Below are 25,461 nucleotides of genomic sequence, written 5' to 3'. Positions count from 1 at the left end.
TTGCTCCTAGAAATCTTGTTGCGCGGAAATGGGGGAGGCACGACTTGGAAAGCCTCGGTGGGGGCTCCGAAGCTGCTCCGAGTGCGCGCGGCGGCGCCGCTACTCAGCAGCTACAGCAACAACAACAACCCGCGATGCGGCACAGTTCGACTGCGCGACGCTTGGTGAGCATGGGCTCGAGGCGGGCTGACACGTCGGCAAGCTTACCCAATGACGCCGTCGTCAAGCCAACAGCGGCTGCAGCACCGAGCGCAGGTCGGCGGCCTTCGGCACGCCGGACGCGCGGTACCGCTGTCGCCCGTCGACGTCGAAGATCAGCGTGGTGGGCAGGGAGAGCACCGAAAACCGTCGGGCCGTCGCCGGATCGGCGTCCAGGTCGATCTCGAGGTGGGCGACGTCGCCCATGTCCTCGCAAACCTGGTCCACCACCCGACGGACCCGATCACACGGCCCGCACCACGGGGCGCTGAAATGCACGATGGTCGGGCCGGTACGAGACAGGCCCAGGTCCGCGGTGTCGGTGTCGGCGCCCCGATCGGCGGCGATCTCGCGGACGTGTCCCGAGCGGCGCGTCAGCAGCCATCCGGCAAGGGTTGCCACCAAGACGGCCGCTACGGTCGCGCAGACGACTGTGGTCATGCGCGCCACTCTCCCCCGCGAGCGGGAGGTGCCCCCACCTCATCGCTGCGCTCTGCATCGTCGATGGCGCGGGTCATGACTGCTTGAACCCCTCGAGGGCGACGGTTACTCCCTGCGTGACGCCCTCAATGATGATGTCGGACCCACGGGCGCCCTCGGAGGTCGGCGCCACGCCGAACGGAAGCCGCTGGTTGGGCAGCCTGGTGCTGAAGGCGCGCAGCACCGCGTCCCGCTTGGCGTCCGGAACGGGTTGGTCGGCGGTGTCGGGGCCGGTGAGGACGCCGGTCGGGGTGAACACCAGCGTCGTCGGGTCGTCGGGGGCGATGGACAGGTCGACCGAGACGCTGACCCGGTGGTCGAAGTCGGCCGATTTGGGCGTGCCGCTGAACACCAGGCCGTGGCTGTCGGAGATGCCCGAGGCGGTGACGCCGCCGGTGGCGGTGTTGGTGACCGCCGGGGGCGCCTCGACCATCAGGTCGGTGATGCCCATATACCGGCCCAGGTGAATCGAATCGACGATGATGCGGCTCTCCAGCCGGCCCACCGGCAATTTCGCCTCGGGCCTGATCAGCCAGGACGCCTGGGTCAGATCGACCGAGTACATGGTGGCCTCGAGGGTGGCGGTGCCGACCATCGTGTGATCGACCGCGTTGGCCTTGATCTCCACCTGGCTGTAGCGGTGCCGCATCGCCTGCGGGATGAAGGGGAAAGCCACGATCGCGACGAACGGGTCGGACCCCAAGTTCGCCACCTTTCGCACGCTGGTCGATAGCCGGTATTCGGCATAGATGCTGGTTCCGTAGTCGACGCCGACGGCGCCGATGACGATCACGGCCACGGCAACACCCGCCGCCGCGACCCCGATCAGCACCTTGCGCATGCGCACATTGTCGCGTAATCGCATTGCCGCCGCGTCATGCACCGTCCGGTGGCGGGCCTCACACTGGCAGATACCCTGCCCCGAAAAGGCAGGTGGCACGTTATCGTTAGATGACCTGGCAACCAACGCGTCGTGGCGTTATCGAAATTGGGAGACGCCTTTCCCACGATTTGGAGGGGCTTGTTGGAGCTTTTACTGCTGACCTCGGAGCTGCACCCCGACCCGGTGCTGCCGTCGTTGTCGTTGCTTCCCCACACCATTCGGACGGCGCCGCCAGAACCATCCTCGTTGCTGGAGGCCGGAACCGCGGACGCCGTGCTCGTCGACGCGCGCACCGACCTGTCGTCCGCGCGCGGCCTTTGCCGGCTGCTGAGCACGGCGGGCCGGTCCGTCCCCGTCCTGGCGGTGGTGAGCGAAGGCGGCCTGGTCGCCGTCAGCGCCGATTGGGGTCTCGACGAGATCCTGCTGCCCAGCACCGGGCCCGCCGAGATCGACGCGAGGCTGCGGCTGGTGGTCGGTCGCCGCGGCGGGCTGGCGGACCAGGAGAGTGCCGGCAAGGTGAGCCTCGGCGAGCTCGTGATCGACGAGGGCACCTACACCGCGCGGCTGCGGGGCCGCCCGCTCGATCTCACCTACAAAGAGTTCGAGCTGCTGAAGTACCTGGCCCAGCACGCCGGCCGGGTGTTCACCCGCGCGCAACTGCTGCACGAAGTGTGGGGCTACGACTTCTTCGGCGGCACCCGCACGGTCGACGTGCACGTGCGGCGGCTTCGGGCCAAGCTCGGCCCCGAGTACGAGGCGTTGATCGGCACGGTGCGCAACGTGGGTTACAAGGCCGTCCGCCCGGCGCGCGGCCGCGCGCCGCTCGCCGAACCCGATGATGTCGATGCCGTCGACGACGCCGAGGCCGACTCCGAGGATCTGCACAACCCGCTGGGCGACCCGCTACGCAGTCAGTGAGCCCGCCCGAGTGGCGCTCCACACTGACCGCCGATGAGCAGCAGGGGGTGCGCGAACTCGTCTCGGCGGCAACCGAATTCGATGGGGTAGCGCCGGTGGGCGAACAGGTGCTGCGCGAACTGGGGCACGATCGCACCGAGCACCTGTTGGTCACCGGCGGCCAACCGGGGTCGGTCACCGGCTATCTCAATCTGAGCCCGCCACGCGACGGCGGCGCCGGGATGGCCGAACTGGTGGTGCACCCGCGGGCCCGCCGGCGCGGTATCGGCGCCGCGCTGGGACGCGCGGCGGTGACCAGGACCGGCGGGCGCAACCGATTCTGGGCGCACGGCACCCTCGAGCCGGCCCGGGCGACCGCGTCCGCGCTCGGCCTCGTCGCCGTGCGCGAGCTGGTCCAAATGCGGCGGTCGCTGCGCGACGCCGGCGACCCGGTGCCGCCGGTCCCCGGGGTGCAGATCCGCACCTACCACGGCACGTCCGACGACGCCGAGCTGTTGCGGGTGAACAACGCGGCATTCGCCTACCACCCCGAACAGGGCGGATGGACCGAGGCCGACTTGGCGGAGCGGCGCAGTGAACCCTGGTTCGACCCGGCCGGCTTGTTCCTGGCCTTCGGCGCCCGCAACAGCGACGAGGCGGGCAGGCTGCTGGGGTTCCACTGGACCAAGGTGCACCTCGACCGACCGGGTATGGGCGAGGTCTACGTCGTCGGCGTTGATCCCGCGGCCCAGGGCCGGCGCCTGGGGCAGGCGTTGACGGCCACCGGGATTCAGTACCTGGCACGGCGGCTGTCCGGTTCGGCCGAACCGACTGTGATGCTCTACGTGGAGTCCGACAACGTCGCCGCGGTGCGGACCTACGAGCGCCTGGGATTCACCATCTACAGCGTCGATACCGCTTTCGCGCCGGCGCCCGGCTGACCCTCGTCGTGTGGATGCGAAGTGTTCACATTGCATTCACCTCGACCGACTTCTCTGGGTCCTATCGGCGCATATTTTCGCGGTGACTTGGCAACCTTCTTTTGGGGAGTGGCCAGCGGCGCCCGGATGCGTCCCGAAATGCGTCAGAAAGCGAGATCGGTGAGGCTCGACAGGCACGGCAGGGCGCTGACGGTCGTCGCGCTGGCGCTGGCCATCTGCGGTGCAACCCTGACCGCCTGCGGCAGCGACGACAACCGCCGCGGCGCGTCGCCGGCCGCGATCTCGGGACCCACCGGCACGGCGGGCTGCGGGGGCAAGAATGGGTTGACGGCGGAGGGTTCGACCGCCCAACTGAACGCGATGTCGCTGTTCAACCAGGTGTGGGGGCAGTACTGCCCGGGCAAGGGCGTGTCGTACAACCCGACCGGGTCGGGCGCCGGCCGCGAGCAGTTCATCGCGGGCCACGTCGACTTCGCGGGGGCGGACTCGCCGCTCGTCGCCGACCAGATCGGCCCGGCCGCCAAACGCTGCGACGGAAACCCGGCGTGGGATCTGCCGCTGGTTTTCGGCCCGGTCGCGCTGGTGTACAACCTGCCCGGCGTCCAGCAGCTGGTCGTCAGCAGCGACGCCCTGGCCAAGGTCTTCAGCGGCAGGATCACGGTCTGGAACGACCCGATCCTGGCGGCGCTCAATCCCGGGGTGGCGCTGCCCGCCACCAAGGTGGTGCCGATCTACCGGGCGGACTCGTCGGGAACCACCGACAACGTCCAGAAATATCTGACGGCCGCCGCGCCGCAGAGCTGGACCCGGGGCGTGGGCACGGAGTTCCAGGGCGGCGTCGGCGAAGGGGCCGCGAAGTCGGCCGGCGTGATCCAGGCCGTGCGGGCCACACCGGGTGCCATCGGGTACGTCGAGAAGGGGTTCGCCGACCAGGCCCGGTTGCCGTATGCCCTGATCGGCACCGGCAACGGCGTGGTTCCGCTCACCGCCGACACCGCCAACAAGGCCATCCAGGCGGCCAGCTTCGTGGCCGACGGCAACGACCTGGTGCTCGACCTGAACCCGGTGTACGCCGGCCAGCAGGAGGGCTCGTATCCGCTGGTGCTGGCCACCTACGAGATCGTGTGCTCGAAGGGTTACGACGCAGATACCTCCGCGGCGATCAAGTCGTTCCTCGGCGTGGCCGCGACCAACGGGCAGGCCGGCCTCGCGTCCGCCGGTTACGTTCCGCTGACCGATAAGGTCAAGGGGCGATTGGTTACCGCGATCAATGCCATGCAGTGACCGGTGGGCGCGAGGAGCGACAGCAGAACTGTGACGGGATCACAGTGACAACACCAGACCCATCCGCAGCGGGTTCGGGTGCGGTTGTCGCTGCGCCCTTTCCGGAATCGCCGGTGGTGCCGATCAGCCCCTGGGGACGTGCCCAGCCGCGGATGGGCGACAGGATATTCCGTTGGCTCGCCAGGGGTTCGGGCGTTCTCGTCGTTGTCCTGATCGCGGCCATCGGCGGGTTCTTGCTGTTGCGCGCGATTCCGGCGCTGAGGCGCAACCGCGAGAACTTCTTCAGCTACGGGGATAGCTGGGTCACCACCGACACGTCGGCCATGCACTTCGGAATCCCCGAGCTGCTGCAGGTGACCGTGTTCGTCTCGGTGTTCGCCTTGGTCCTGGCCATGCCGGTCGCCCTGGGCGTCGCCCTGTTCATCACGCAGTACGCGCCGCGGCGGGTCGCCGGGCCGCTGGCCTACGCGGTCGACCTGCTCGCCGCGGTGCCCTCGATCGTCTACGGCGTGTGGGGCCTGTACGTCCTGGCGCCGCAGCTGCGGCCGGTCGCCAACTGGCTGAATCACAGCCTCGGCTGGTGTTTCCTGTTCGCCACCGGCAACGCGTCGGTGGCGGGCGGCGGCACCATCTTCACCGGCGGGATCGTGTTGGCGGTCATGATTTTGCCGATCATCACCGCCGTGACCCGGGAAGTGTTCGTCCAGACGCCGCACGAGGAGATCGAGGCGGCGCTGGCGCTCGGCGCCACGCGCTGGGAAGTGGTCAGGACCACCGTGCTGCCGTTCGGGCGATCCGGTTACGTCAGTGGCGCGATGCTGGGCCTCGGCCGCGCCCTGGGCGAGACGGTCGCGCTGCTGATCATCTTGCGGGGTACCCAGGCCGCGTTCGGGTGGTCGCTGTTCGACGGCGGCTCGACCTTCGCGACCAAGATCGCGGGCGCGGCAGGGGAATTCGACGACCGGTTCAAGGCCGGCGCCTACATCGCGGCGGGGTTGGTCCTGTTTCTGCTCACGTTCCTCGTCGACACGCTGGCCCGCGGAGCCGTGGCCGGCGCCGGCAACCGCGGGGGCGGTCGATGACCTCGATGCTCGACCGCCCGCTCAAGGCGCGGGCCCTGTCCGACCTCGGCCGCCGCCGCCGGGTCGCGAACAACGCCGCGACCGCGTTGGTGACCATCTCGATGGTGATCGCCGTCATCCCGTTGCTGTTGGTGCTGTACTCGGTAATCGCCAAGGGGCTCAAGGCGGTCGGGTCCACCACGTGGTGGACGCATTCCCAAGCCGGTATGACGGCGTTCGTGGCCGGCGGCGGCGCCTACCACGCGATCGTCGGAACCCTGCTGCAGGGAGTGGTGTGCGCCCTCATCTCGGTGCCGATCGGCATCATGGTGGCGATCTACTTGGTCGAATACGGAGGCGGCACACCACTGGGCCGGCTGGCCACCTTCATGGTCGACATGTTGTCCGGCGTGCCCTCGATCGTGGCGGCGTTGTTCATCTACGCGCTGTGGGTGGCGACGCTGGGGCTGCCCCGGTCCCAGTTCGCGGTGTCGCTGGCGTTGGTCCTGTTGATGTTGCCGGTGATCGTGCGGGCCACCGAGGAGATGCTGCGGATCGTTCCGGTGGACCTGCGCGAGGCCAGTTACGCGCTGGGCATCCCGAAGTGGAAAACCATTGCCCGCGTCGTGATTCCCACCGGGATGTCCGGCATCATCACCGGGATCATGCTGGCGGTGGCCAGGGTGCTGGGTGAGACGGCGCCCCTGCTCATCCTCGTCGGATATTCGCAGTCGATAAACTTCGACATCGCACACGGGTTCATGGGATCGCTGCCCGGCATGATGTACGACCAGACGTCGGCCGGCGCGGGCGTCAACCCGGTGCCCACGGATCGGTTGTGGGGTGCGGCGCTAACCCTCATTCTGGTCATCGCGGTCATCAATGTCGGGGCCAGGGTGATCGCGAAATTCTATGCCCCCAGGAAGTCGTAGGCAGGAGCACTAGTGGCCAAGCGGTTGGACCTCAAATCCATCAACATCTACTACGGGTCGTTCAAGGCGGTCGCAGATGTGACGATGTCAATCCTGCCCCGCAGCGTGACCGCGTTCATCGGTTCGTCGGGCTGCGGCAAGACGACCGTGCTGCGGACGCTGAACCGGATGCACGAGGTGATCCCCGGCGCCCGGGTCGAGGGCAGCGTGCTGCTGGACGACCAAGACATCTACGCTCCCGGTATCGACCCGGTCGGTGTGCGCCGGGCGATCGGCATGGTGTTTCAACGGCCGAACCCGTTCCCCGCCATGTCGATTCGGGACAACGTGGTCGCCGGCCTCAAGCTCCAGGGCGTGCGCAACCGCAAGCTGCTCGACGAGACGGCCGAGCACTCGCTGCGCGGCGCGAACTTGTGGGAAGAGGTCAAGGATCGGTTGGACCGGCCCGGCGGTGGATTGTCCGGTGGCCAGCAGCAGCGCCTGTGCATCGCGCGCGCGATCGCCGTGCAGCCCGACGTGCTGCTGATGGACGAGCCGTGCTCGGCGCTGGACCCGATTTCGACGCTGGCCATCGAAGAACTGATCAGCGAGTTGAAGCAGGACTACACCATCGTCATCGTCACGCACAACATGCAGCAGGCCGCCCGGGTGAGCGATCAGACGGCGTTCTTCAACCTGGAGGCCACCGGAAAGCCCGGACGGCTAATCGAAGTCGACGACACCGAGAAGATCTTCTCCAACCCGACCCAGAAGGCGACGGAGGACTACATCTCGGGCCGCTTCGGCTAGCGAACGCTAGCGCGCAGGCGGTTTGGTCTCGTCCTCCGGCAGGCTGCCGGTCGCCTGGAAAATGACTCGCCTCGCCACTTCCACCGCGTGGTCGGCGAAGCGCTCGTAGAAGCGGCCCAGCAACGTCACGTCGACGGCCGCCGCCACACCGTGCTTCCACTCCCGGTCCATCAGCACCGAGAACAGGTGCCGGTGCAGATCGTCCATGGCGTCGTCTTCCTCGCGGATCCGGGCGGCTTTCTCCGGGTCGCGCGACAACACCACCTCTTGCGCGTTGTTGCCCAATTCGACTGCGACCCTGCCCATTTCGGCGAAATACCCGTTGACCTCCTCGGGCAGCGCGTGCTGGGGATGGCGCCGGCGTGCGATCTTTGCGACGTGCAAGGCAAGCGCGCCCATCCGGTCGATGTCTGCCACCATCTGGATGGCGCTGACGATGGACCGCAGGTCGCCGGCGACCGGTGCCTGCAGCGCCAGCAGCACGAACGCGCTTTCTTCCGCTTCGGCGCTCAGCGTCGCGATTTTCTCGTGGTCGGAGATCACTTGTTCGGCCAGCACCAGATCCGCCTGCAGCAGGGCCTGGGTGGCCCGCTCCATGGCGATCCCCGCCAGCCCGCACATCTCGCCCAGGCGCTCGGATAATTCCGAGAGCTGCTCATGGTAGGCCGTCCGCATGCCGCCAAGCCTACGTTCTCGACGCCGGAAAAGGATGGCGCGCTAGCGCCAAAAATCTTTACTCGCAGGTGGTGTCGGCCGCGTTGGTGACCGTCAGGTCGTCGGGCAGCTTCGTCGGAGTGTTGCCCGACCCGCGTTCGATCTGCATGCTGATCGACGAGCCGGTGGGCGCGGGAGTGGCGACCGAGTTGAAGTCGGGCCCCAGCACCACCTGGATGACTTGGCCGTAGCCAGACACCCGCTGGACCTTCGCGTTGGCGAACGACGAGGCCACCGTGGCGGCGGCCTGCTCGTTGCCGGGCGAGAACAATACCGTCGTCGTGCTCACCGAGCTGGGATAGTCATCCGGCGACATCACGTTGAAGCCGTTGCGCTTGAGCTGGCTGGTCGCGGTGGCCGCCAACCCGCTCTGCGTTGTCGCGTTGGATACCCGCACCGTTACATCCTGCGGCGCCGTCGTCGTCACCTGCTGCTGCTGGGCCTCCGGGGTCGCGGTGGGGCTCGGCGCCTTCTTGGTGGTGGGCGCCTTGCTCGGGCCCGAACCTGGCGTCGGGGTGGACGAGTTCCCCAAATTCAGCGCGTTCTGGTCGTTTTCCTCGGGCAGCGGGTCGTCGTTGATGATCGCGTCGAAAAGCGCCCGCATGTCGGCCATCCGTGGGGGCTCGTCGCCGTTCTGGTCCGTCACGCCGGTGGGCACGGTGACAAACGTCATGTGTCCGGCCGCCATCCCCTGCAGCGACTGACCGAGCTGGACGAGGTCCTTGGTCTTGACGTTGTCGACGGAGGTGTCGTTGATGACCATGTTGACGACGTTGTTGAGCTTGTTGAGGTCGAGCAGGGTGTCCTCGGAGATCAGCGACCGCAACAGCGAAGACAGGAACAACTGTTGGCGCTTGATGCGGCCGTAGTCACCGTTGGTCTCGGTGGTGACCTGGCGGGCCCGCACGTAGTTGAGCGCGGTCGGCCCGTCGAGCACCTGGCGCCCTCCGTGTTCGAGGACGGTGCCCAGTTCGTAGTCGTGTATCGGTGTGCGGCTGCAGACTTCGATTCCGCCGAGGGCGTCGACCATCTTCGCGAAGCCGGCGAAGTCGACGGCGATGAATCGGTTGATGCTCAACCCGGACAGCTTCTGGATTTCCTTGACCAGACATTTCGGGCCGCCGAACGCGAAGGTCGAGTTCAGCTTCGTCTCGGTGTAGACCGTCTTGGGACCCCAGGTCTTGGTCTTCTGGTCGTAGAGGGGTCCGTACTTGCCGGTGTCGGGGTTCCACGCCTCGCATTGGATCGGAGTGATCGCGAGGTCGCGGGGGAACGACACCGCCACCACGCGTTTGCGGTTGGCGGGAATGTTGACCAGCATCACTGTGTCCGACCGCGCCCCGCCGGCGTCGTCGGCGTCCCCGGCGCCCATGTTGGCGTTGTCCCCGGACCGGGAGTCCATCCCGACGATCAGGAAGTCTTCGTCGCCGTACTGGCCGCCGGGATCGCGGATGTCGCTCGAGTTCGGGTCGAGCGCGTTGACGATGTTGAGGCGGTTGTTCTTCGACGCGCTCCACTGCCACGCCCCGCCGGTCAGGGCCAGCGCCAGCACCGCGGAGAATGCCGCCATGGAACGCACCGCCACCAAGATCGGGCGTCGCCGCCGTCGCTTGGCCTTCGGCTCGCGGTTCTCGGACTCCCGCTCGGGGGCGGGGCCGGCCTCGGTCTCGTCGGGTTCGAACACGTCGTAATCCGCGTAAACCGCGTAGTCGGCGGCCTCGGGGTCGGGCAGCTCCGGCGCGGGCTCGAACAGATAGGCCGGGGTATCGATCACCTGCGTTTCCTGCAGGTAGACGGGCAGGTCGGACCTGGTTTCGGGAATTTCGGCGTCCGGCGCGGCACGGTGGTGACTGGGCCGGGCGGTGCTGGGGGCCCCGACTTTGGCGATCAGATCGGCGACCGTGAGCCCGCCGTCGGTGTGGCACCCCGCCTTTTCGGCCTCGACGGCCGGCGGCTCGGCGGCCTCGACGCTCTCGACACCCTCGTCCGGGGCCGGCTCGGCCAGCCAGCGGTGGACGCCGTGCTCGGACGGCGGTTGCGCGAACCGCTCCCACGGGGCGGCGCCCAGCGCCGGTGGCGGGGTGCGCCGAGGGCCACGAGTGGCGTCGGTGCCGCCATTACCCATGTCCGATCGGCCTCCAAAACTCTGGTGCAATTCCGATGCGACGCCGGACTAGCCATCAGCGCCGCGGGCCGTGCCACCCGTGGGCCGCACGGTGTTCCCGCGCTCCCGAGGCGGCACGCAACCGACCCCCACCGAAGCGCAATGCAGCAAGGTCCACATCGTACTGAGTTATCGGCGCGGACGCGATTTCGCGCGTGTTAACGCTTAGCCACCAGAGTGCATGACGTCCGCGCCCGCGGGCACCGTGCAGTCGTCCGGGTCGGCCAGCCAGCCGTCGGGAAGGGCCACGCGGGCCGGTGAGCCCTGCCGGCCACGAGGGCCGCTCGCCGCGTCCGGAAACGGGACGCTGCGGTCCAGCCTGTCGAGCAGAATGTCGAGCTCATCCAGCGTCGTGACCATTGCCAGCGCTCGCCGCAGCTCGGATCCGGCTGGAAATCCGTGCAGGTACCAGGCGACGTGCTTGCGGATGTCACGCATGCCCTTGTCCTCGCCGAAATGCGCGGCCAGCAGCCGGCCGTGCCGGCGCACGATGTCGGCGACCTCGCCCAGCGTGGGCGGGCTCGGGGCCGGGCTGCCGGTGAACGCGGCCGACAACTCGGCGAATAGCCAGGGCCGGCCCAGGCAGCCGCGACCGATGACGACGCCGTCGCATCCCGTGCTGGCCATCATCGCCAACGCGTCGCTGGCGTCGTAGATGTCGCCGTTGCCGAGCACCGGGATGGTCCGCACCTGTTGCTTGAGCAGGGCGATCTGGTCCCAGTCGGCGGTGCCCGAGTAGCGTTGCGCCGCCGTGCGGGCGTGCAGCGCGACCGCGGCCGCGCCCTCGGCCTCGGCGATGCGGCCGGCGTCCAGGTGGGTGTGGTGCTCGTCGTCGATGCCGATCCGGAACTTCACGGTCACCGGGATGTCGGTGCCCTCGGTGGCCCGCACGGCCGCGGCGACGATCTGGCCGAACAGCCGCCGCTTGAACGGCAGCGCCGCCCCGCCGCCACGCTTTGTGACCTTGGGCACGGGGCAGCCGAAGTTCATGTCGATGTGGTCGGCCAGGTTCTCGTCCGCGATCATCCGGGCCGCGGCATAGGTGGTCGCCGGGTCGACGGTGTAGAGCTGCAGCGAGCGGGGCGACTCGTCGGGCGCGAACGTCGTCATGTGCATCGTGACCGGATGCCGCTCGACCAGGGCGCGCGCGGTCACCATCTCGCAGACGTACAGCCCGCTGACAGTGCCGACCTTGGAAAGTTCCAGCTCCCGGCACAGCGTCCGGAACGCGACATTGGTCACGCCCGCCATCGGGGCCAGCACCACCGGGCTGGCCAGCGTGATCGGACCGATGCGCACGGACTACCGGCGGCTCATCGTCAGCTTGCCGGCCGTTTCATGCAGCTCGAATGCCGTGGTCCTCTTGCCCGTGCGGGCCTCCCGATCGAGTTGACGCTGCTTGGAAACCTCGAACTTGTCGCAGGACGCCTCGAGTTCCTTGATCAGCAGGGCGAGGTCTTCGCGCAACTCGGCCGCCTCACCGGTGATGTCGTCACGCTCGAAGAAGCGCCATTTCTTCAGCACCGGCATGACGACGTCGTCGAGGTGGATGCGGGGGTCGTACACGCCCCCGACGGCGATCAAAACGGCTTTGCGCCGGAATTCGGGTACCTGGAAGCCGGGCATCTGGAAGTTACGCAGGATCTTGTGCAGCGACTTCGTAGCCTGGTTGGGATCGATCTCGAACCCGGCCTCACTGACGTCGCGGTAGAAGATCATGTGCAGGTTCTCGTCGGCCGAGATCTTTGCCAGCATCTGGTCCGCGATCGGCTCGTTGCAGGCCTTACCGGTGTTGCGGTGCGAAATCCGGGTCGCCAGCTCCTGGAACGTGACATAGATGACCGAATCGAACAGGCTCTCGGCGAACAGGTCTTCCCGAACCTGGTGATTCTGGCCCGGGCTGAAGCCGCGGTTCACCACCTCGATGCGCAGCTTCTCCAGTTCGACCGGGTCGACCGCGCGGGTCACCACCAGGTAGTCGCGCAGCGCGATCCCGTGCCGGTTCTCCTCGGCGGTCCAGCGGTTGACCCACTGCCCCCACGCGCCGTCCATACCGAAGTTCATCGCGATCTCGCGGTGATACGAGGGCAGATTGTCTTCTGTCATCAGGTTCTGCACCATCGCCACCTGGGCGAGGTCGGAGAGCTTGCTCTCCTCGGGGTGCCAGTCCTGGCCGCCGAGGGCGTAGTAGTTCTTGCCGTCCGACCACGGGATGTAGTCGTGCGGGTTCCAGGGCTTGTGCACGCTCAGATGCCGGTTCAGGTACTTCTCCACGACCGGTTCGAGTTCATGCAAAAGCTGTAAATCAGTCAGCTCCGCTGACATGGCCCCTCCAGTTATCTGTGTCTGCGGGTAGCAGTCAATATATCTGTGTCCCCCGGTAGCATCAAGTTCCTCGCAGCGCGCCGCGCGGTCGAGTTTTCGGCGGTGGACGGGCATCGCGGAGAACCCGGCTCCTTACGGCTAGCCAGTGCGGGGTGTGCGCGAAACCGCTACTCGGACTTCTCCTGCTCGGCGGGCGGTACGTAGGGCGCCGCGGCGTTGAAGAGCATGTTGACGCAGTAGTCGATGAACTGCTTGCGGGTGGCCCCGAGCCGGCCGTTGAGGTAGGCGGTGAACAGGCTCGTCAGCCCGCCGACCAGGCTGGTGGCGATCAACTTCTGCAGCACCGGATCGCCGATGCGCGACAGCTTGCGCTGCAGCAGGTCGATGAAGTTGGGCATCCATTCCGCGCCCGACCGCGTCAACACCGGCTCCACCGCGGGCGCCAGGAGCAGCACCCGGCCCCGCACGGGGTCGTCGACCATGAGCTCGACGAATTGTTCGACGGCCTCGCGCGGCGTCTTCGCCGAGGTGAGGGTGTTCATCGCGCGCGTGCAGACGTCGTCGTACACGGCGCGCACGAATTCGTCGCGGTCGGCGAAGCTTTCGTAGAAGTAGCGTTCGGTGAGCGCGGCCTTCCGGCATACGGCACGCACCGTCAGCGCGGGGCCGCGGTCGCTGCCGAGCAACTGCACGCCCGCGGTGATGAGGTTGTCGCGGCGGAGGGCGAGGCGGCTCTCGAGGGGCACGCCGGTCCAACGCCCCCGTCGTTGACCCGTCTGCACATCGCTCCTAAGCTCTAAAGTGACAACGCACGTAGTCAGAATTGCCACATACTTACGGGGATCCAATAGTGACTCAACATACGTCCGCGGCCCGCCCGCTGAACAGCGGCGCCTCCGATGGTGTCGCCGGTGGGTGCCCGGTGTCACCGCTGGGCTACGCCACGCCGCCGAGCCCCCTCGGGCCCGATTCGTTGACCTGGCGGTACTTCGGCGACTGGCGCGGCATGCTGCAGGGTCCGTGGGCGGGATCCATGCAGAACATGCACCCGCAGCTCGGCGCGGCGGTCATCGACCATTCGACGTTCTTCCGGGAGCGCTGGCCGCGGTTGCTGCGCTCGCTGTATCCGATTGGTGGCGTCGTGTTCGACGGCGACCGTGCCCCGGGCACCGGCGCCGAGGTGCGCGACTATCACACCGACATCAAGGGGGTCGACGAACAGGGCCGGCGCTACCACGCGCTGAACCCGGATGTCTTCTACTGGGCGCACGCCACCTTCTTCGTCGGCACCATCCATGTGGCAGAGCGGTTTTGCGGCGGGCTGACCGAAGCGCAGCGGCGCCAGCTCTTCGACGAGCATGTCGAGTGGTATCGCATGTACGGCATGAGCATGCGGCCGGTGCCGGCATCCTGGGAAGAGTTCCAGGAGTACTGGGAGCACATGTGCCGCAACGTGTTAGAGAACAACTACGCCGCGCGCGCGGTCCTCGACCTGACCGATCTGGCCAAACCACCGTTCGCCCAATGGCTTCCGGACGCGCTGTGGGCCGCACAGCGCAAACTGATGGCCCCGTTCTTCGTGTGGCTCACCGTCGGCCTCTACGATCCGCCCGTGCGCGAGCTGATGGGCTACCGGTGGTCGCGCCGCGACGAATGGCTGCACCGCCGGTTCGGCGATCTCGTCCGCCTCGTCTTTGCCTGCGTGCCAATGCGATACCGCAAACACCCACGGGCGCGCGCGGGCTGGGATCGCGTGACCGGGCGGATCCCGCACGACACACCGCTGGTGCAGACGCCGGCGCGCAACCTGCCGCCGGTGGACGAACGCGACAACCCAAAGCACTACTGCCCGAGGGTCTCCTAGCTTCCGCTAGTCGTGCGCGTGGCTGTGCGCGCCTTCGAGGTCGGACTGGTGCACGTGCACGTGAGTGTGCTCGGTTCCGTCGTCGTGGGTGTGCGCGTGCTCGTGGGTGACGTGGTCGTGTTCGTGGGTGGTGTGCGCATGTGAGTGAGCGCCGTCGGCATGGCGGTGCTCGTGCGCGTGCGGTGCATCATGGGTGTGCTGTTCGGTCATCGTTTACCTTTCGGGTGTGAAATAGGTTGTCGTTTAGGGCCGTTGGACACCGCCTTCAGCCCGCCCTCGGCTCGGTGATGGAGGGGAACACCGGGGCCGGCGTGCTCCGCGTTGCGCACCGCGTCGATGACGAGCTGGCGAACGTGGTCGTTCTCCAGGCTGTAAAAGATGGTGGTTCCCTCGCGGCGCGTCTGGACCAGCCGCGCCATCCGCAGCTTGGCCAGGTGCTGGGACACCGACGGCGCGGGCTTGCCCACGTGCTCGGCGAGTTCGTTGACCGACATCTCGCGATTGGTCAGCGACCACAGCACTTGTACGCGGGTGGCGTCGGCGAGCATCCGGAACACCTCGACGACGAGGCCGGCCTGGTCGTCGGGTAGGCGGCCTTCGCTACTATCTGCATGCATACGCAGATAATAGCCGCCTCATCCCGGCGGGACGACCGTGGCTTGGCTCCGGCCGCCGTTGCGTTCGTTCCAGAACCGGTAGACGTCCACCGCCGCTTCCTCGGGTTGGTAGCGCATCGGCAGCCGACGGTGGTCCCAGGCCTTGGCGAACTCGTCGTAGAACGTGGCGAGCTCGAAGTACTTGCGGTCGTCCAGGTAGTACTGCCTGTAAGCCTCGCGCGTGGTGAGGAACACGACTTCCCTGGGCGAGCAGTAATACAGCGAGCCCAGGCACATCGGGCACGGGTGGGCCAGCACATAAATGGTGCTGTCGACGAGGTGCTCGGTGCCGAGTCGCATGCACGCCTCGCGGATGGCCAGTATCTCCGCGTGCGCGGTCGGATCGTTGGTCTGGGCGACCCTGTTGGCGCTCTCGGCCAGGATCTCGCCGTCGTTGACGATCACCGTCGCGAACGGGCGGCCGCCCTCGGCGACGTTCTGGCGGGCCAGGTCGATCGTCCGCTGGGCGAAGTCCGTCACAGGTCGCAGGGTAGTCCCGCTGGGATGGGTGAGCGGCGCTGTGATAGTAACTAGATTGTCTATGTTTTTCGGCCGGGATGAGGAAACACCATGGCGCGCACCGATCGTGATCGTTGGGACCTTGCGACGAGCGTCGGGGCCACGGCGACCATGGTCGCTGCCCAGCGGGCGTTGTCGACCGACCAGAAATTGATCGACGACCCGTACGCGGCGCCGTTGGTGCGCGCGGTCGGCATCGACGTCTATGTCCGGTTGGTCAACGGCGAGATCCCGGTCGGCACCGAATCCGAGTTCGACCCACAGCGCATGGCGCGCGGGATGGCCTGCCGCACCAGGTTCTACGACCGGTTCTTCCTCGACGCCGCGCAAAGCGGCATCAACCAGGTCGTCATCCTGGCGTCGGGGCTCGACGCGCGCGCGTACCGACTGCCGTGGCCTGCGGGCACCGTGGTCTATGAGGTCGACATGCCGGAGGTGATCGAGTTCAAGACGCTGACGCTGCGCGACCTCGGCGCCGAGCCGACCGCCGAGCGGCGCACCGTCGCGATCGACCTGCGCGACGACTGGGCCGCGGCGCTGCGGGACACCGGCTTTGACCCGAAGGCTCCCGCGGCCTGGAGCGCCGAGGGCCTATTGGTGTACCTGCCCGACGAGGCCCAGGACGCGCTGTTCGACCACGTCACCGCGTTGAGCGCCCCCGACAGCCGCCTGGCTTTCGAATTCGTGCCCGACACAGCCATTTTCGCCGACGAGCGGTGGCGCGCACACCACGACCGGATGAGCGAACTCGGGTTCGAGATCGACTTCAACGATCTCGTCTATCACGGTCACCGCAGCCACATACTCGACCATCTGCAGCAGCGCGGCTGGCGGACGTCGTCGCAAACCGTCAGGGAGTTGCACGCCGCCAACGGCTTCGTCTATCCCGACGACGAGCTCGCCGAAGCCTTCGCCGACGTGACGTACACCAGCGCGACGCTTACCGGCTGAGCAGGTCGTCCTTCAGGCGGTCGGTGAGCATCTCCTGGAACACGGTGCGGGCCGGGTCGTACAGGTCCTGGAAGGTCGCCAGCACGGTGTTGCGGTCGTACTCGGGGATCGAGCCGAGCGGAGTCCAGAAGCTGTCGATGTCCATCAGGAAGAACGGTCCCTGTTGGGCCGGCATGGTCCGGCGCAGGTGGTAGCTCGCGTCCAGCGCCTGACCCACTCCCGGGCCGTAGCGCACGATCATGGACTTGCCTGGCTGCGCCTCCCGGTAGACCGCCGCACCCTGCCATTCCGTCAGGGTCAGCCCGGCGGGCGCGATGCGCTGCGGTCCGAGCAGCGGCTCGGCGATCCAGTTGCTCCATTCGATGCGGCCGTCCACGCCCTGCGGGACGCGGATCTCGAGGACGTAGCGCAGGCCGAGGCGTTCCACCCCGACGATCGGCGAGAACTGCGCGCGGGCGTCGATGACCCGCATCACCAGGTCGACCAGCGTCTCGAAGTTGCTGTAGGCGGTGGTTTCGATCACGACCGCCTGGGTCTTCATCGAGGCGGCGAGCGTGTTGTCGCGGTTGACGTAACGGACGAAGCGCTCGGCGGCCGGTTGCGGTTGCCCGCCGGCGCCCATCGCCCAGGCGACGTCTTGCGCCTGGCGTTCGATGGGCAAAAGGTCCGCGAGCAGGCGCCTCAGCTCCGCGCTCGATGATTCGGTGAGGGAATCCGTTGCGGGGTGACGGATTTCCATGGTTACCAGGGCTACTGGCGCGTTTGGGTAGGCCGCATCGACACTCATCTTGCCGAGCATAGTCAAGGCGTCCGACGGTGAAACCGGGGCCTGCCGCGCGCCCGTGGGGCCAGGAGCTCGCAGACTCGGCCGTGGCGCCGTCGGGCATCTGTCGGGCAATAAGCGCTGGTCAGTGCCCCCACTAGGACTCGAACCTAGGACCTGCGGATTAAAAGTCCGTAGCTCTACCAACTGAGCTATAGGGGCGCGAACGTTCAGGATACTGGGTTGCCGACGGGGCTCGGACGCCGCTCGTTTGAGGATTGGGCCTGCGGTGACCTAAGCTGACGTGGCTCCCAACGGTAACTGCGTTGCGAGTGCCCCCGAAGTGATTCGGTTCTGGCCCCCATCGTCTAGTGGCCTAGGACGCCGCCCTTTCACGGCGGTAGCACGGGTTCGAATCCCGTTGGGGGTACGCGACGCGGAGACGCGGAGCAACAGCGAGGCCCTGTGGCGCAGTTGGTTAGCGCGCCGCCCTGTCACGGCGGAGGTCGCGGGTTCGAGTCCCGTCAGGGTCGCCAACACGGCGAGGCACTCAATGCCTTCCGGCCAGGTAGCTCAGTCGGTACGAGCGTCCGCCTGAAAAGCGGAAGGTCGGCGGTTCGATCCCGCCCCTGGCCACCAAGCGGCTTCGATCAGAAGCTTCCGTACGGCGCCCCGGTGACGATCGAATACGCGGCCTCCCCGAGGACCGCAACTTCCAAACCGCCTAGCATCGGCAACAATCCGACATCGGCGGCGATCGGGTAGCCGATCGCGTTGACGAGCCCGGTGAGGGGCTGACCGTTTACCATCTCGGTTACCCCGTTCAGGAACAGGTTCAAGTCATAGGACGGCAACGAGACGACGACGGCGGTCCCGATATCCGCCGTCGGAAGCAGCGTCGAGTAGGCCGTCGAGAACGCCGTCGTCGCGCCGCCGACGATCTGGGTGTTCGCCGCTTCGAGGCCGGAGATGAGGTCGGTTATCGAGGGCGGCCCGGTGGGCAGGGCCGGTGTGCCGGGCGCCGATGAGAATGACGTGAGCGCCTGCGATAGGTCTTGCAGCGACGGCAGCTGCGGGGGACCTTCGGCAGAAAGGTCGCCGATCGCGGCGCCGATGCCCTGATGAAGCCCACTGACGAGGGCCGGCCCCAGCGCCGCCGTGTCGCTGAGCGGCGGTAAGAATCCGAACGGGGTCGGCACGTCGGCCGGCCCGGTGGACCAGCCGAAATTTGGATCGCCGTAGCCCCAGTTGACCAGCGGCCTCAACACCGGCTGGACCAAATCCGCGATCGGGTTGCCGACATACGGGATGTAACGCACCGGATCCAGCAGCGGCAGGTTCTGGGTCGGAATCATGTAGAAGGTGGTGGTCGTCGGACCCTGGGTCGGCAATACGACCGCCGAATTGATCTGCGTGGGAGTGAGGTTCTCATAGCCCCCATGCACGGCCACCATTCCCGCCACGGCATTCAGGTCGGCGAAGATGTCGATCGGGTATTGGGGGAAGTCGGCCCAGCCGTCGTATTCGAGCGTGTAGACCTTGGTCACGAAGTCATTCGTCGGCATTGAGCCAAGGGTAGAAAAGCCCAACGTCGGTAAGCTCAAACCCGGGAAGCGCGCGTCCCAGCCACCGTTGGGATTCATCGAATTGCCAAGCAGCACAAAGTTTATCGGTAGATTGCTCGGCGTGCCGGCGGGGTCCAACGATTGCATTTCCAGCGCGGCGATGTTGGCGCCCTGCGAATAGCCCAGAACGTTCACGGTGTTTCCGGCGGCGAGTTGCTGTTGGATCGCGTTGTTCAGGGCCGTGACGCCCCGGGCTATCGAAATGTTCTGCATCAAGTCCTTGATGCCGCTATCCGGATATTCGCCTGCCGGCATGAACAGTGCCTGCACCAGGCCCACGGGAAAATTGGGCGCGACGTACTTGCTCACCACGTTGGCCACGAAATCCGGCGGCGGGAATGGCATTCCGCTGCCGCCCAGCACGAAAGTGACCGGCGGGTCCGCCAACGCGGTGGGCGCGGAGGCGCCGGGTGCGGCGAGCGCGGCCGCGCCGGCGGTCTCGGCGCTGGCGTACGCGCTGCCCGCCGCAGACAGCGCCCGGGCGAACTCACTGTGGAACGCCGCCGCCCGCCCGATCAGCGCCTGCCACTCCTGGCCGTACGTGTTGAACAGGCCCGCAACCGCCTCGGACACCTCATCGGCGGCCGCCGCCGCCACGCCGGTCGTCCTGCCCGCGACGGCCGCCGAGGCGCCATCGAGCGTTGTCCGAATCACCGCCACGTCGGCCGCCGCCGTCGCCAAGACCTGCGGCTGCGTCAGCACGTACGCCATCGGTCCCTCCCTCGCACGCCAGCATAAAGCGGTCCGGCGGGCCGGGCGGGCGATCAGCAGACCAATTCGTCGGGCATACCCTCGGCCACAGAGCCTTTCGTCCGCTGGTCGCTAGCCGAGCACCGGGATCAGCAACCGCGACGACGAACGAACCGTGTTCAGGCTGCTGGTCCCGACGCTGGCATGGCGGAAGTTCATGATCACCGGCGCCGACGGGTCCTGGTCGTCGCTGGTGAGGATCAGGCGTATCCGGTGGCGGGCCCGAAACCGTCGGGCGTTGGGGACCAACGGGATTCGATACTCGACGTCCTCGCTCAGCGGAACCCCCTGCGCGGTGCGGCACGGCAACACTGGCGCGCCGGGGCGGCTGGCCGCGTCGTCGACCTCGCGCATGCTGGCCCGCAGCCAGCCCGCCGTCACAGCGGTGGCCTCGCCGCCGGGCGCCACGTCCTGCAGCGTCGCCATCCACGCGGTATCGATCGCCGTCGCCGAGGCGACCAGCCGCAACTCGATGTCGCCGACCACGTCGACGTCCTCGCCGAGCGGTTCGCTCGTCCAGGTCAGCGCCGACGGCGGATCGATTTCGCTGGGCTTGGCCCGGCCCAGCCCGCCGCCCAGGACCATGAATTCGCGCCCGCCCGGCTCGCCGTCGTCCTCGCCCAGGGTGCCGTCGGCGCGAAGGGCGAGTTCCCGATGCGTGGCTTGCGACGGCGGCCACGAGTCGGCGGTGCGCCACTCGTCGGCGCCGGGTAGGAAGTACCGGATCGGTGGCCCTTCGGTGATACCGGTGTCGCGGCCCTTCAGCCAATGGTCGTACCAGGCCAGCGCCTCGGTGTGCATGCTCTCCCACGGCCATGTCAGCCCGTACTTGCCCAGCATGCCCATCCGGACGCAAGCGTTGTCCGACAAGCCATTCCACGTGGTGAAGGTCGAGGGAAGGTGCAGCGGCACGTTCTCCCAGTCGCACCCGAGGTAGACCGGGATGTCGATTTCCTTCAACAGCGGCAACAGGTTTCGCTGCTCCCACCACTCGTCGCGGGTCGGGTGCTTGACGACGGCCTCTTGCCACAACTCGTCCCACGGGTGCGGATTGTGCGGCAGCCGAAGAAGCTGGCGCAGCATGGTCACCGCCGCCTCGCCGTTGGCGGTCTCGAACTTCTTGTGCACGCGTGGGCTTTTCAGCACGCGGCGGGCCAGGCCGACCGGCCAGCTGCGCCAGAGCTTGTCGCTGCGCTCGGAGGTCAGCCCCATCATGGCGAGGAAGGGTGTGACGAACGACGAACTCAGCAGGCCGTGGTGGTTCGCGCCGTCGTAAAGGTCCGCGGTCACGGCCAGCGGGAAGATCGCCTTGAGGTGGGGCGGCCGCTCGACGGCGGCCTCGAGTTGGGTCATCGCGAAGTAACTGATGCCGATCATGCCGACGTTCCCGTCGCACCAGGGTTGGGCCGCGACCCACTCGACGAGGTCGTACACGTCCCGGCGTTCCTGCGCGTCGAAGAAGCTGAAGGTGCCGCCCGAACCGCAGGTGCCCCGCAGGTTGGCGATGACGTGCGCATAGCCGCGCGGCACCCAGAAGTCCGTCACGCCTGCCTCGATGAAGCCGGCCGGGGCGCCCAGGTCCTGCATCTGCCGCGGATAGGGCGACGCGGCGAGCAGCGCCGGGAAGCGGCCGTCGGAATCGGGCCGATGTACGTCGGCCAAAAGCCTTGTGCCGTCACGCATGGCGATCGCGGTGTTGATGTCGCTGCGCTTCGCGTGTTGCGGCTCGCTGAGGTTGCGGTATTGCCGGCCGGTGGTCTGCGGGCCGTTCAGCATCGTGCTCATAGTTTCACGCTACGTTGAAACTAGTCTCAACGCAAGATGAAATTTCACGGTATGGTGTGACCGTGGCGAAACGATCGATCACCCCGGGTCCGCGCGACGAGCGCGGCGTGCTGGCGGCACGCATCGTCGCCGCGGCCCGCGCGGAATTCGCCGAACACGGCTGGGCCGGCACGGCGATCCGTGCGGTCGCCCGCGCCGCGGACGTCGACCCGGCGCTGATCTACCACTACTTCGGCTCGAAGGAGGGGCTGCTCGACGCCGCCACCGCGCCGCCGCAGAAGTGGCTGGATTCGGTCACCGCGACGTGGGCCACGCCCAAGTCCGACCTGGGCGAGCGACTGATCCGCAATGTGGTGGAGATCTGGGCCGACGAGGACGTCGGGGCCGCCCTGCGCGCGGTGGTGCTGACCGCCGCCCACGAAACCAAGACGCGCGAGAAACTACGGCTGATCGTGGAGCGCGGGCTGATCGGCGGATCCACCCTCGGAGACGACGAGGACGAGCGGCTACGCCGCAGCGGCCTGATCGCCAGCCAGCTGATCGGCTTCGCGTTGTTGCGTTACGTCTGGAAGATCGAGCCGATCGCGTCGATGCCCGAGGACGAGGTTGTCGCCGCGGTGGCGCCCAACCTGCAGCGATACGTCGACGGCGACATCGCCGCGAATTGAGCGTGATCCGAGCCGGTGAACCGCGAGAATGAGCAAATGCGTCTGACGGTTGTGCTCGGGGTAGCCCTTGCTTTGGTCACCGGTGCCGCGCCCGCGCAGGCCAATCCTGACGTGCCGCCGGTCAGCGACGCGGCGCGCGCGGCCGGTTTCGTCGACGTCCGCAGCGTGGTGCCCGACGCCATCATCGACCTGCGCTACGCGACCACCAACAACTTCACCCACACGCAGTTGTATCCCTCCGACGCCCGGTGCCTGGTGCACCAGTCCATGGCCCCCAGGCTGGCGACGGCCGCGACGGCGCTGCGCCCGCAGGGCCATGTGCTGGTGTTCTGGGACTGCTACCGGCCGCACGACGTGCAGGTCAAGTTGTTCAACGCCGTGCCCAACCCGGCGTGGGTGGCGCGCCCGGGCGCGTATGCGCACAGCCACGAGTCCGGGCTTTCGGTTGACGTGACGTTCACCAGCGTGCAGCAGCAGTGCCCGGCCGAGCGGCAGGTCGACGGGCTGTGCCTGGCCGACATGGGCACCGACTTCGACGACTTCTCCTCGCGCGCAACGGCTTACGCGACCCAGGGTGTCAGCGCCGACGAACAGGCGAATCGGGCCCGCTTGCGGGACGCCATGCAGTACGGCGGGCTGGCCCCCTACTCCGGGGAGTGGTGGCACTTCGACGGTCCGGGTGCGGCGGTCGACCGCCCGATCCTCAACGTTCCCGTCGACTGAGCTGTCTCGCATATTGGGACAGATATTTCGTATTGTGAGTTAGCCGGTTAGGCTTCATGCCATGGATGACGAGCGCCGGGCCCGCTACACGCACGGGCATCACGAGTCGGTGCTGCGCAGCCATCGGCGACGCACCGCGGAAGACTCGGCCGCGTACCTGCTGCCCCACCTCAAACCGGGAATGACCGTGCTGGACATCGGATGCGGCCCCGGGACCATCACCGCCGACCTCGCCGAGCGGGTCGACCCCGCGGCGGTGGTGGCGGTCGACCAGGTCGTCGACGTCCTGGACGTGGCCCGCGCCGAAATCGAGGGGCGCGGCCTGTCGAACGTCACGTTCGCCACGGCCGACGTGCACAACCTCGACTTTCCCGACGACGCGTTCGACGTCGTGCACGCTCATCAAGTGCTGCAGCACGTCGCCGATCCGGTGCAGGCGCTGCGGGAGATGCGGCGAGTGTGCCGGCCAGGCGGCATCGTCGCCGCGCGGGACGCCGACTACGCCGGCTTCATCTGGTTCCCGCAACTTCCCGAGCTGGATCTGTGGCTCGATCTCTATCGAAAGGCGCACCGCGCCAACGGCAGCGAACCCGACGCCGGCCGGCGCCTGCTGTCCTGGGCGCTTCAGGCCGGCTTCCGCGACATCACCCCGACCGGCAGCGTCTGGTGCTACGCGACCCCGGACACGCGCGACTGGTGGGGCGGCATGTGGGCCGACCGAATCCTGCACTCGGACGTGGGTCGGGACTTGCTGGCGTCGGGGCTGGCCACCGCGGCGCAGCTCGAGGAGATCTCCGCGGCGTGGCTGGCCTGGGCCGCGGCCCCGGATGGCTGGCTGTCGATGCCGCACGGCGAGATCCTCTGCCGCGCATAACCTTTACACTGTCGGGTTCGGGGCCGCGGGGAAACCCCCGCAAAGAGATTCGAAGGCATCGGCGACCTTCAGGACCGCGGCGTCGTCAAATGGCTTGCCCACGATCATCATCCCAACGGGCAGGCCATCGAGCAGGCCGGCGGGTACCGAGATCGCCGGATGGCCGGTGATGTCGATGGGTGCGGTGTTTGTTGCCTTACCGACCATGCGTTCGAGAAGCGCGAGTTCTTGCGGGCTGCCGTCCGGGAGGGTGTTGGCGGTGGCGGGCACGGTCGGCATGACCAGCACGTCGTATTGCGTGAGCGCCGCGTCGTAGGCGGCGCGCAGCTGCGGCACTAGGTTGCGTGCTTTGGCGTAGCTGGCGCCACCAAGCGCTTTCAAGCCAAAGTGGCCGCATAGTGCCGTCGCCTTGATGATGCTGGAGAGCTCGTCGGCCTTGACGACTCGCTGTCTTGCGAAGTGCGCGATGAGTTCTGGGTCGTACATGCCGTCGGCGCCGAGCCCATAGCCATTGCCGTCCAACATCTGGTAGCTAGCGCCGTCGGTAAAGAGGACGGCGAACAGATGTAGGGCGTGGCGGTGCCACGGCACACTGATTTGGGCTACGGTGCAACCGATCTCGGTGAACCGCTCCGCCGCCGACCGGATCAGGTCGTCCGCTTCGGGCAGCGAGCCGGGTTGTCCGAAGCCCTCGGCGACAACGCCCACTCGCAGACCGGCGACGTCGCCGGTGAGAGCTGCCCGATAGTCGACCGCGGCAATCTCGGACGGCTGGCGCGGGTCTTGGCCGTCGGGTCCGGCGAGCACGGTGAGCAGCAGCGCGGCGTCGGCGACGGTCCGTGTCATGGGGCCGAGGTGATCCATCGTCCGCTCGATCGGGAAAGCTCCCGTGTAGGGGATCAGCCCGTGCGTCGGCTTGTGCCCGACGATGCCGCACAGCGACGCCGGGATCCGGATGGATCCGCCTTGGTCGCCGCCGAGCGCCAGCTCGACCTCACCGGCGGCGACCAATGCGCCGCTGCCGCTGGATGACCCTCCGGTTTCGCGCGTGGTGTCCCATGGGTTTCGTACCGGGCCGGAGGCCGAGGTAAAGCTGGACCCGGACGCGCATAGGTCCTCACAGACACTCTTGCCGACGATCGTCGCTCCGGCGGCAAGCAGCCGCTCGACGACGGTCGCATCGCGGCTGGGGACAAAGCCCTCCACCGCGCGTGATCCATTCATCATCGGAATGCCGGCCACCGCGATGTTGTCTTTGATCGCCACGGCCCGTCCGTTCAGCGGCCCTTCGGCGCCGGTTGCAATGTCGGTCGTGACATACCAGGCGCCGAGGGGGTTGTCGCCGGGCCCCGGGAACCGATAGGCCCGGTCCGGAGCTTTCGGGCGTGCGAGCTCGTCGTACAGCTCGTCGATCACGTCATAAGACGTCAACGTGTGGCGCACAACCTCCAGGTAGCTACGTTGGGCGTCGGCGTCGAGATGGAAGCCGAAGTGATTGGCCGCGGCTTCGATGTCCGCTGCCGATGGTCTGGAAACGGTCATGTCGACCTCCGTCGTCGTCTCGGCCCTCGCGACCAGGAGCTTAGGGCGCGGCCGTCAACCACGGCCGCAACCC

At 67.5% G+C, this 25,461-nt stretch carries 26 protein-coding genes and 4 tRNA genes; 14 read left to right on the top strand and 16 right to left on the bottom strand.

The genetic code is table 11. From position 1 onward, the window contains the following. Positions 1 to 103: 103 nt before the first annotated feature. From AC5Y2S_RS01285 to lmeA, 3 genes are all read right to left on the bottom strand, one after another. Positions 104 to 193 (bottom strand): Ms5788A family Cys-rich leader peptide, encoded by a 90-nt coding sequence (locus AC5Y2S_RS01285; RefSeq protein WP_499953304.1) that lies wholly within the window; start codon positions 191 to 193, stop codon positions 104 to 106. A gap of 29 nt (positions 194 to 222) precedes the next feature. Next, the gene (locus AC5Y2S_RS01280; protein ID WP_499953303.1) at positions 223 to 639 is read right to left on the bottom strand and encodes a thioredoxin family protein; all 417 of its coding nucleotides are present in this window, start codon (positions 637 to 639) and stop codon (positions 223 to 225) included. Between the two features lie 73 nt (positions 640 to 712). Then, positions 713 to 1,525, bottom strand: coding sequence for a mannan chain length control protein LmeA (lmeA, locus tag AC5Y2S_RS01275; RefSeq protein ID WP_499954308.1), 813 nt, complete (start codon positions 1,523 to 1,525; stop codon positions 713 to 715). A 174-nt stretch (positions 1,526 to 1,699) separates the two neighbouring features. Between lmeA and AC5Y2S_RS01270 the strand changes: the two genes are divergently transcribed. The 6 genes from AC5Y2S_RS01270 (at position 1,700) to pstB (ending at position 7,465) form a co-directional block, all read left to right on the top strand. Beyond that, on the top strand, positions 1,700 to 2,479 hold the full coding sequence (locus tag AC5Y2S_RS01270) for a winged helix-turn-helix transcriptional regulator (RefSeq protein WP_499953301.1): 780 nt from the start codon (positions 1,700 to 1,702) through the stop codon (positions 2,477 to 2,479). Then, entirely contained in the window at positions 2,476 to 3,399 is a 924-nt protein-coding gene (gene mshD, locus AC5Y2S_RS01265) for a mycothiol synthase (protein ID WP_499953300.1), read from the top strand. Before AC5Y2S_RS01270 ends, mshD begins: the two co-directional genes overlap by 4 nt. A gap of 159 nt (positions 3,400 to 3,558) precedes the next feature. Then, a complete protein-coding gene (gene pstS, locus AC5Y2S_RS01260; protein ID WP_499903656.1) occupies positions 3,559 to 4,683 on the top strand; it encodes a phosphate ABC transporter substrate-binding protein PstS in 1,125 nt (374 codons plus the stop codon). A 44-nt stretch (positions 4,684 to 4,727) separates the two neighbouring features. Continuing rightward, on the top strand, positions 4,728 to 5,765 hold the full coding sequence (gene pstC, locus AC5Y2S_RS01255) for a phosphate ABC transporter permease subunit PstC (RefSeq protein ID WP_499953298.1): 1,038 nt from the start codon (positions 4,728 to 4,730) through the stop codon (positions 5,763 to 5,765). Next, on the top strand, positions 5,762 to 6,676 hold the full coding sequence (gene pstA / locus AC5Y2S_RS01250) for a phosphate ABC transporter permease PstA (protein ID WP_499953297.1): 915 nt from the start codon (positions 5,762 to 5,764) through the stop codon (positions 6,674 to 6,676). The genes pstC and pstA overlap by 4 nt, the downstream gene beginning before the upstream one ends. Positions 6,677 to 6,688: 12 nt before the next feature. Continuing rightward, positions 6,689 to 7,465 carry a phosphate ABC transporter ATP-binding protein PstB gene (gene pstB, locus AC5Y2S_RS01245; protein ID WP_499903653.1) on the top strand — a complete coding sequence of 259 codons (777 nt, stop codon included), beginning with the start codon at positions 6,689 to 6,691 and terminating at the stop codon, positions 7,463 to 7,465. 6 nt (positions 7,466 to 7,471) lie between these two features. Here the strand turns inward: pstB and phoU are convergent, their stop codons facing one another. The 5 genes from phoU to AC5Y2S_RS01220 all read right to left on the bottom strand — a co-directional run bounded on the left by phoU (position 7,472) and on the right by AC5Y2S_RS01220 (position 13,450). Beyond that, entirely contained in the window at positions 7,472 to 8,140 is a 669-nt protein-coding gene (gene phoU, locus AC5Y2S_RS01240) for a phosphate signaling complex protein PhoU (RefSeq protein ID WP_499903652.1), read from the bottom strand. 58 nt (positions 8,141 to 8,198) lie between these two features. Beyond that, entirely contained in the window at positions 8,199 to 10,304 is a 2,106-nt protein-coding gene (locus AC5Y2S_RS01235; protein WP_499953295.1) for an LCP family protein, read from the bottom strand. Between the two features lie 204 nt (positions 10,305 to 10,508). Beyond that, positions 10,509 to 11,642 (bottom strand): tRNA dihydrouridine synthase DusB, encoded by a 1,134-nt coding sequence (gene dusB, locus AC5Y2S_RS01230; protein WP_499953293.1) that lies wholly within the window; start codon positions 11,640 to 11,642, stop codon positions 10,509 to 10,511. Between the two features lie 3 nt (positions 11,643 to 11,645). After that, positions 11,646 to 12,668 carry an acyl-ACP desaturase gene (locus AC5Y2S_RS01225; protein ID WP_499953292.1) on the bottom strand — a complete coding sequence of 341 codons (1,023 nt, stop codon included), beginning with the start codon at positions 12,666 to 12,668 and terminating at the stop codon, positions 11,646 to 11,648. A 167-nt stretch (positions 12,669 to 12,835) separates the two neighbouring features. After that, on the bottom strand, positions 12,836 to 13,450 hold the full coding sequence (locus AC5Y2S_RS01220; protein WP_499953291.1) for a TetR/AcrR family transcriptional regulator: 615 nt from the start codon (positions 13,448 to 13,450) through the stop codon (positions 12,836 to 12,838). A gap of 68 nt (positions 13,451 to 13,518) precedes the next feature. On the opposite strand from AC5Y2S_RS01220, the gene AC5Y2S_RS01215 reads away from it, so the two are divergent. Continuing rightward, complete coding sequence (locus AC5Y2S_RS01215; protein WP_499953289.1) at positions 13,519 to 14,532, top strand: oxygenase MpaB family protein; 1,014 nt, start codon at positions 13,519 to 13,521, stop codon at positions 14,530 to 14,532. Positions 14,533 to 14,538: 6 nt separating this feature from the next. Here the strand turns inward: AC5Y2S_RS01215 and AC5Y2S_RS01210 are convergent, their stop codons facing one another. From AC5Y2S_RS01210 to AC5Y2S_RS01200, 3 genes are read right to left on the bottom strand one after another with little or no spacing between them, the layout of a single operon-like run. Next, a complete protein-coding gene (locus tag AC5Y2S_RS01210; RefSeq protein WP_499953288.1) occupies positions 14,539 to 14,742 on the bottom strand; it encodes a zinc transporter Slc39a7 in 204 nt (67 codons plus the stop codon). Continuing rightward, a complete protein-coding gene (locus AC5Y2S_RS01205) occupies positions 14,739 to 15,149 on the bottom strand; it encodes an ArsR/SmtB family transcription factor (RefSeq protein WP_499903645.1) in 411 nt (136 codons plus the stop codon). Before AC5Y2S_RS01205 ends, AC5Y2S_RS01210 begins: the two co-directional genes overlap by 4 nt. Positions 15,150 to 15,167: 18 nt before the next feature. Next, entirely contained in the window at positions 15,168 to 15,668 is a 501-nt protein-coding gene (locus tag AC5Y2S_RS01200) for a nucleoside deaminase (RefSeq protein ID WP_499953286.1), read from the bottom strand. Between the two features lie 90 nt (positions 15,669 to 15,758). On the opposite strand from AC5Y2S_RS01200, the gene AC5Y2S_RS01195 reads away from it, so the two are divergent. Next, entirely contained in the window at positions 15,759 to 16,658 is a 900-nt protein-coding gene (locus AC5Y2S_RS01195) for an SAM-dependent methyltransferase (protein WP_499953285.1), read from the top strand. On the opposite strand, the gene AC5Y2S_RS01190 is transcribed toward AC5Y2S_RS01195, so the two are convergent. Beyond that, on the bottom strand, positions 16,648 to 17,445 hold the full coding sequence (locus AC5Y2S_RS01190) for a TIGR04255 family protein (protein WP_499903642.1): 798 nt from the start codon (positions 17,443 to 17,445) through the stop codon (positions 16,648 to 16,650). The genes AC5Y2S_RS01195 and AC5Y2S_RS01190 overlap by 11 nt on opposite strands. 125 nt (positions 17,446 to 17,570) lie before the next feature. Further along, positions 17,571 to 17,643, bottom strand: a tRNA-Lys gene (locus tag AC5Y2S_RS01185). 135 nt (positions 17,644 to 17,778) lie between these two features. Between AC5Y2S_RS01185 and AC5Y2S_RS01180 the strand changes: the two genes are divergently transcribed. From AC5Y2S_RS01180 to AC5Y2S_RS01170, 3 genes are all read left to right on the top strand, one after another. After that, a tRNA-Glu gene (locus tag AC5Y2S_RS01180) sits at positions 17,779 to 17,851 on the top strand. 29 nt (positions 17,852 to 17,880) lie between these two features. Continuing rightward, positions 17,881 to 17,957, top strand: a tRNA-Asp gene (locus tag AC5Y2S_RS01175). A 26-nt stretch (positions 17,958 to 17,983) separates the two neighbouring features. Beyond that, positions 17,984 to 18,060: transfer RNA gene (locus AC5Y2S_RS01170), tRNA-Phe, on the top strand. An 11-nt stretch (positions 18,061 to 18,071) separates the two neighbouring features. On the opposite strand, the gene AC5Y2S_RS01165 is transcribed toward AC5Y2S_RS01170, so the two are convergent. Both AC5Y2S_RS01165 and AC5Y2S_RS01160 read right to left on the bottom strand, forming a co-directional pair. Next, positions 18,072 to 19,757 (bottom strand): PE family protein, encoded by a 1,686-nt coding sequence (locus AC5Y2S_RS01165; protein WP_499953284.1) that lies wholly within the window; start codon positions 19,755 to 19,757, stop codon positions 18,072 to 18,074. Between the two features lie 111 nt (positions 19,758 to 19,868). Further along, on the bottom strand, positions 19,869 to 21,581 hold the full coding sequence (locus AC5Y2S_RS01160; RefSeq protein ID WP_499953283.1) for a CocE/NonD family hydrolase: 1,713 nt from the start codon (positions 21,579 to 21,581) through the stop codon (positions 19,869 to 19,871). A gap of 62 nt (positions 21,582 to 21,643) precedes the next feature. On the opposite strand from AC5Y2S_RS01160, the gene AC5Y2S_RS01155 reads away from it, so the two are divergent. From AC5Y2S_RS01155 to AC5Y2S_RS01145, 3 genes are all read left to right on the top strand, one after another. Beyond that, on the top strand, positions 21,644 to 22,249 hold the full coding sequence (locus AC5Y2S_RS01155; protein WP_499953281.1) for a TetR/AcrR family transcriptional regulator: 606 nt from the start codon (positions 21,644 to 21,646) through the stop codon (positions 22,247 to 22,249). A 36-nt stretch (positions 22,250 to 22,285) separates the two neighbouring features. Next, positions 22,286 to 22,972 (top strand): M15 family metallopeptidase, encoded by a 687-nt coding sequence (locus AC5Y2S_RS01150; protein ID WP_499953280.1) that lies wholly within the window; start codon positions 22,286 to 22,288, stop codon positions 22,970 to 22,972. A 61-nt stretch (positions 22,973 to 23,033) separates the two neighbouring features. Further along, entirely contained in the window at positions 23,034 to 23,846 is an 813-nt protein-coding gene (locus AC5Y2S_RS01145) for a methyltransferase domain-containing protein (RefSeq protein WP_499953279.1), read from the top strand. A 3-nt stretch (positions 23,847 to 23,849) separates the two neighbouring features. On the opposite strand, the gene AC5Y2S_RS01140 is transcribed toward AC5Y2S_RS01145, so the two are convergent. Continuing rightward, positions 23,850 to 25,388: an amidase gene (locus AC5Y2S_RS01140; protein ID WP_499953277.1), complete on the bottom strand. Its 1,539-nt coding sequence runs from the start codon at positions 25,386 to 25,388 to the stop codon at positions 23,850 to 23,852. Between the last annotated feature and the right edge of the window lie 73 nt (positions 25,389 to 25,461).

This window comes from Mycobacterium sp. NGS69 (genome assembly GCF_059812165.1).
The sequence above is the reverse complement of the archived record's forward strand: the minus strand, read 5'-3'. Positions and strand labels throughout refer to the sequence as shown.

What these genes read in the sequence shown, in the direction of transcription:
- AC5Y2S_RS01280 (WP_499953303.1), bottom strand. Translation starts at nt 639, where the DNA reads ATGACCACAGTCGTCTGCGCGACCGTAGCGGCCGTCTTGGTGGCAACC.
- pstA (WP_499953297.1), top strand. Translation starts at nt 5,762, where the DNA reads ATGACCTCGATGCTCGACCGCCCGCTCAAGGCGCGGGCCCTGTCCGAC.
- phoU (WP_499903652.1), bottom strand. Translation starts at nt 8,140, where the DNA reads ATGCGGACGGCCTACCATGAGCAGCTCTCGGAATTATCCGAGCGCCTG.
- AC5Y2S_RS01235 (WP_499953295.1), bottom strand. Translation starts at nt 10,304, where the DNA reads ATGGGTAATGGCGGCACCGACGCCACTCGTGGCCCTCGGCGCACCCCG.
- AC5Y2S_RS01225 (WP_499953292.1), bottom strand. Translation starts at nt 12,668, where the DNA reads ATGTCAGCGGAGCTGACTGATTTACAGCTTTTGCATGAACTCGAACCG.
- AC5Y2S_RS01210 (WP_499953288.1), bottom strand. Translation starts at nt 14,742, where the DNA reads ATGACCGAACAGCACACCCATGATGCACCGCACGCGCACGAGCACCGC.
- AC5Y2S_RS01205 (WP_499903645.1), bottom strand. Translation starts at nt 15,149, where the DNA reads ATGCATGCAGATAGTAGCGAAGGCCGCCTACCCGACGACCAGGCCGGC.
- AC5Y2S_RS01195 (WP_499953285.1), top strand. Translation starts at nt 15,759, where the DNA reads ATGGCGCGCACCGATCGTGATCGTTGGGACCTTGCGACGAGCGTCGGG.
- AC5Y2S_RS01190 (WP_499903642.1), bottom strand. Translation starts at nt 17,445, where the DNA reads ATGAGTGTCGATGCGGCCTACCCAAACGCGCCAGTAGCCCTGGTAACC.
- AC5Y2S_RS01165 (WP_499953284.1), bottom strand. Translation starts at nt 19,757, where the DNA reads ATGGCGTACGTGCTGACGCAGCCGCAGGTCTTGGCGACGGCGGCGGCC.
- AC5Y2S_RS01160 (WP_499953283.1), bottom strand. Translation starts at nt 21,581, where the DNA reads ATGAGCACGATGCTGAACGGCCCGCAGACCACCGGCCGGCAATACCGC.
- AC5Y2S_RS01150 (WP_499953280.1), top strand. Translation starts at nt 22,286, where the DNA reads ATGCGTCTGACGGTTGTGCTCGGGGTAGCCCTTGCTTTGGTCACCGGT.
- AC5Y2S_RS01145 (WP_499953279.1), top strand. Translation starts at nt 23,034, where the DNA reads ATGGATGACGAGCGCCGGGCCCGCTACACGCACGGGCATCACGAGTCG.
- AC5Y2S_RS01140 (WP_499953277.1), bottom strand. Translation starts at nt 25,388, where the DNA reads ATGACCGTTTCCAGACCATCGGCAGCGGACATCGAAGCCGCGGCCAAT.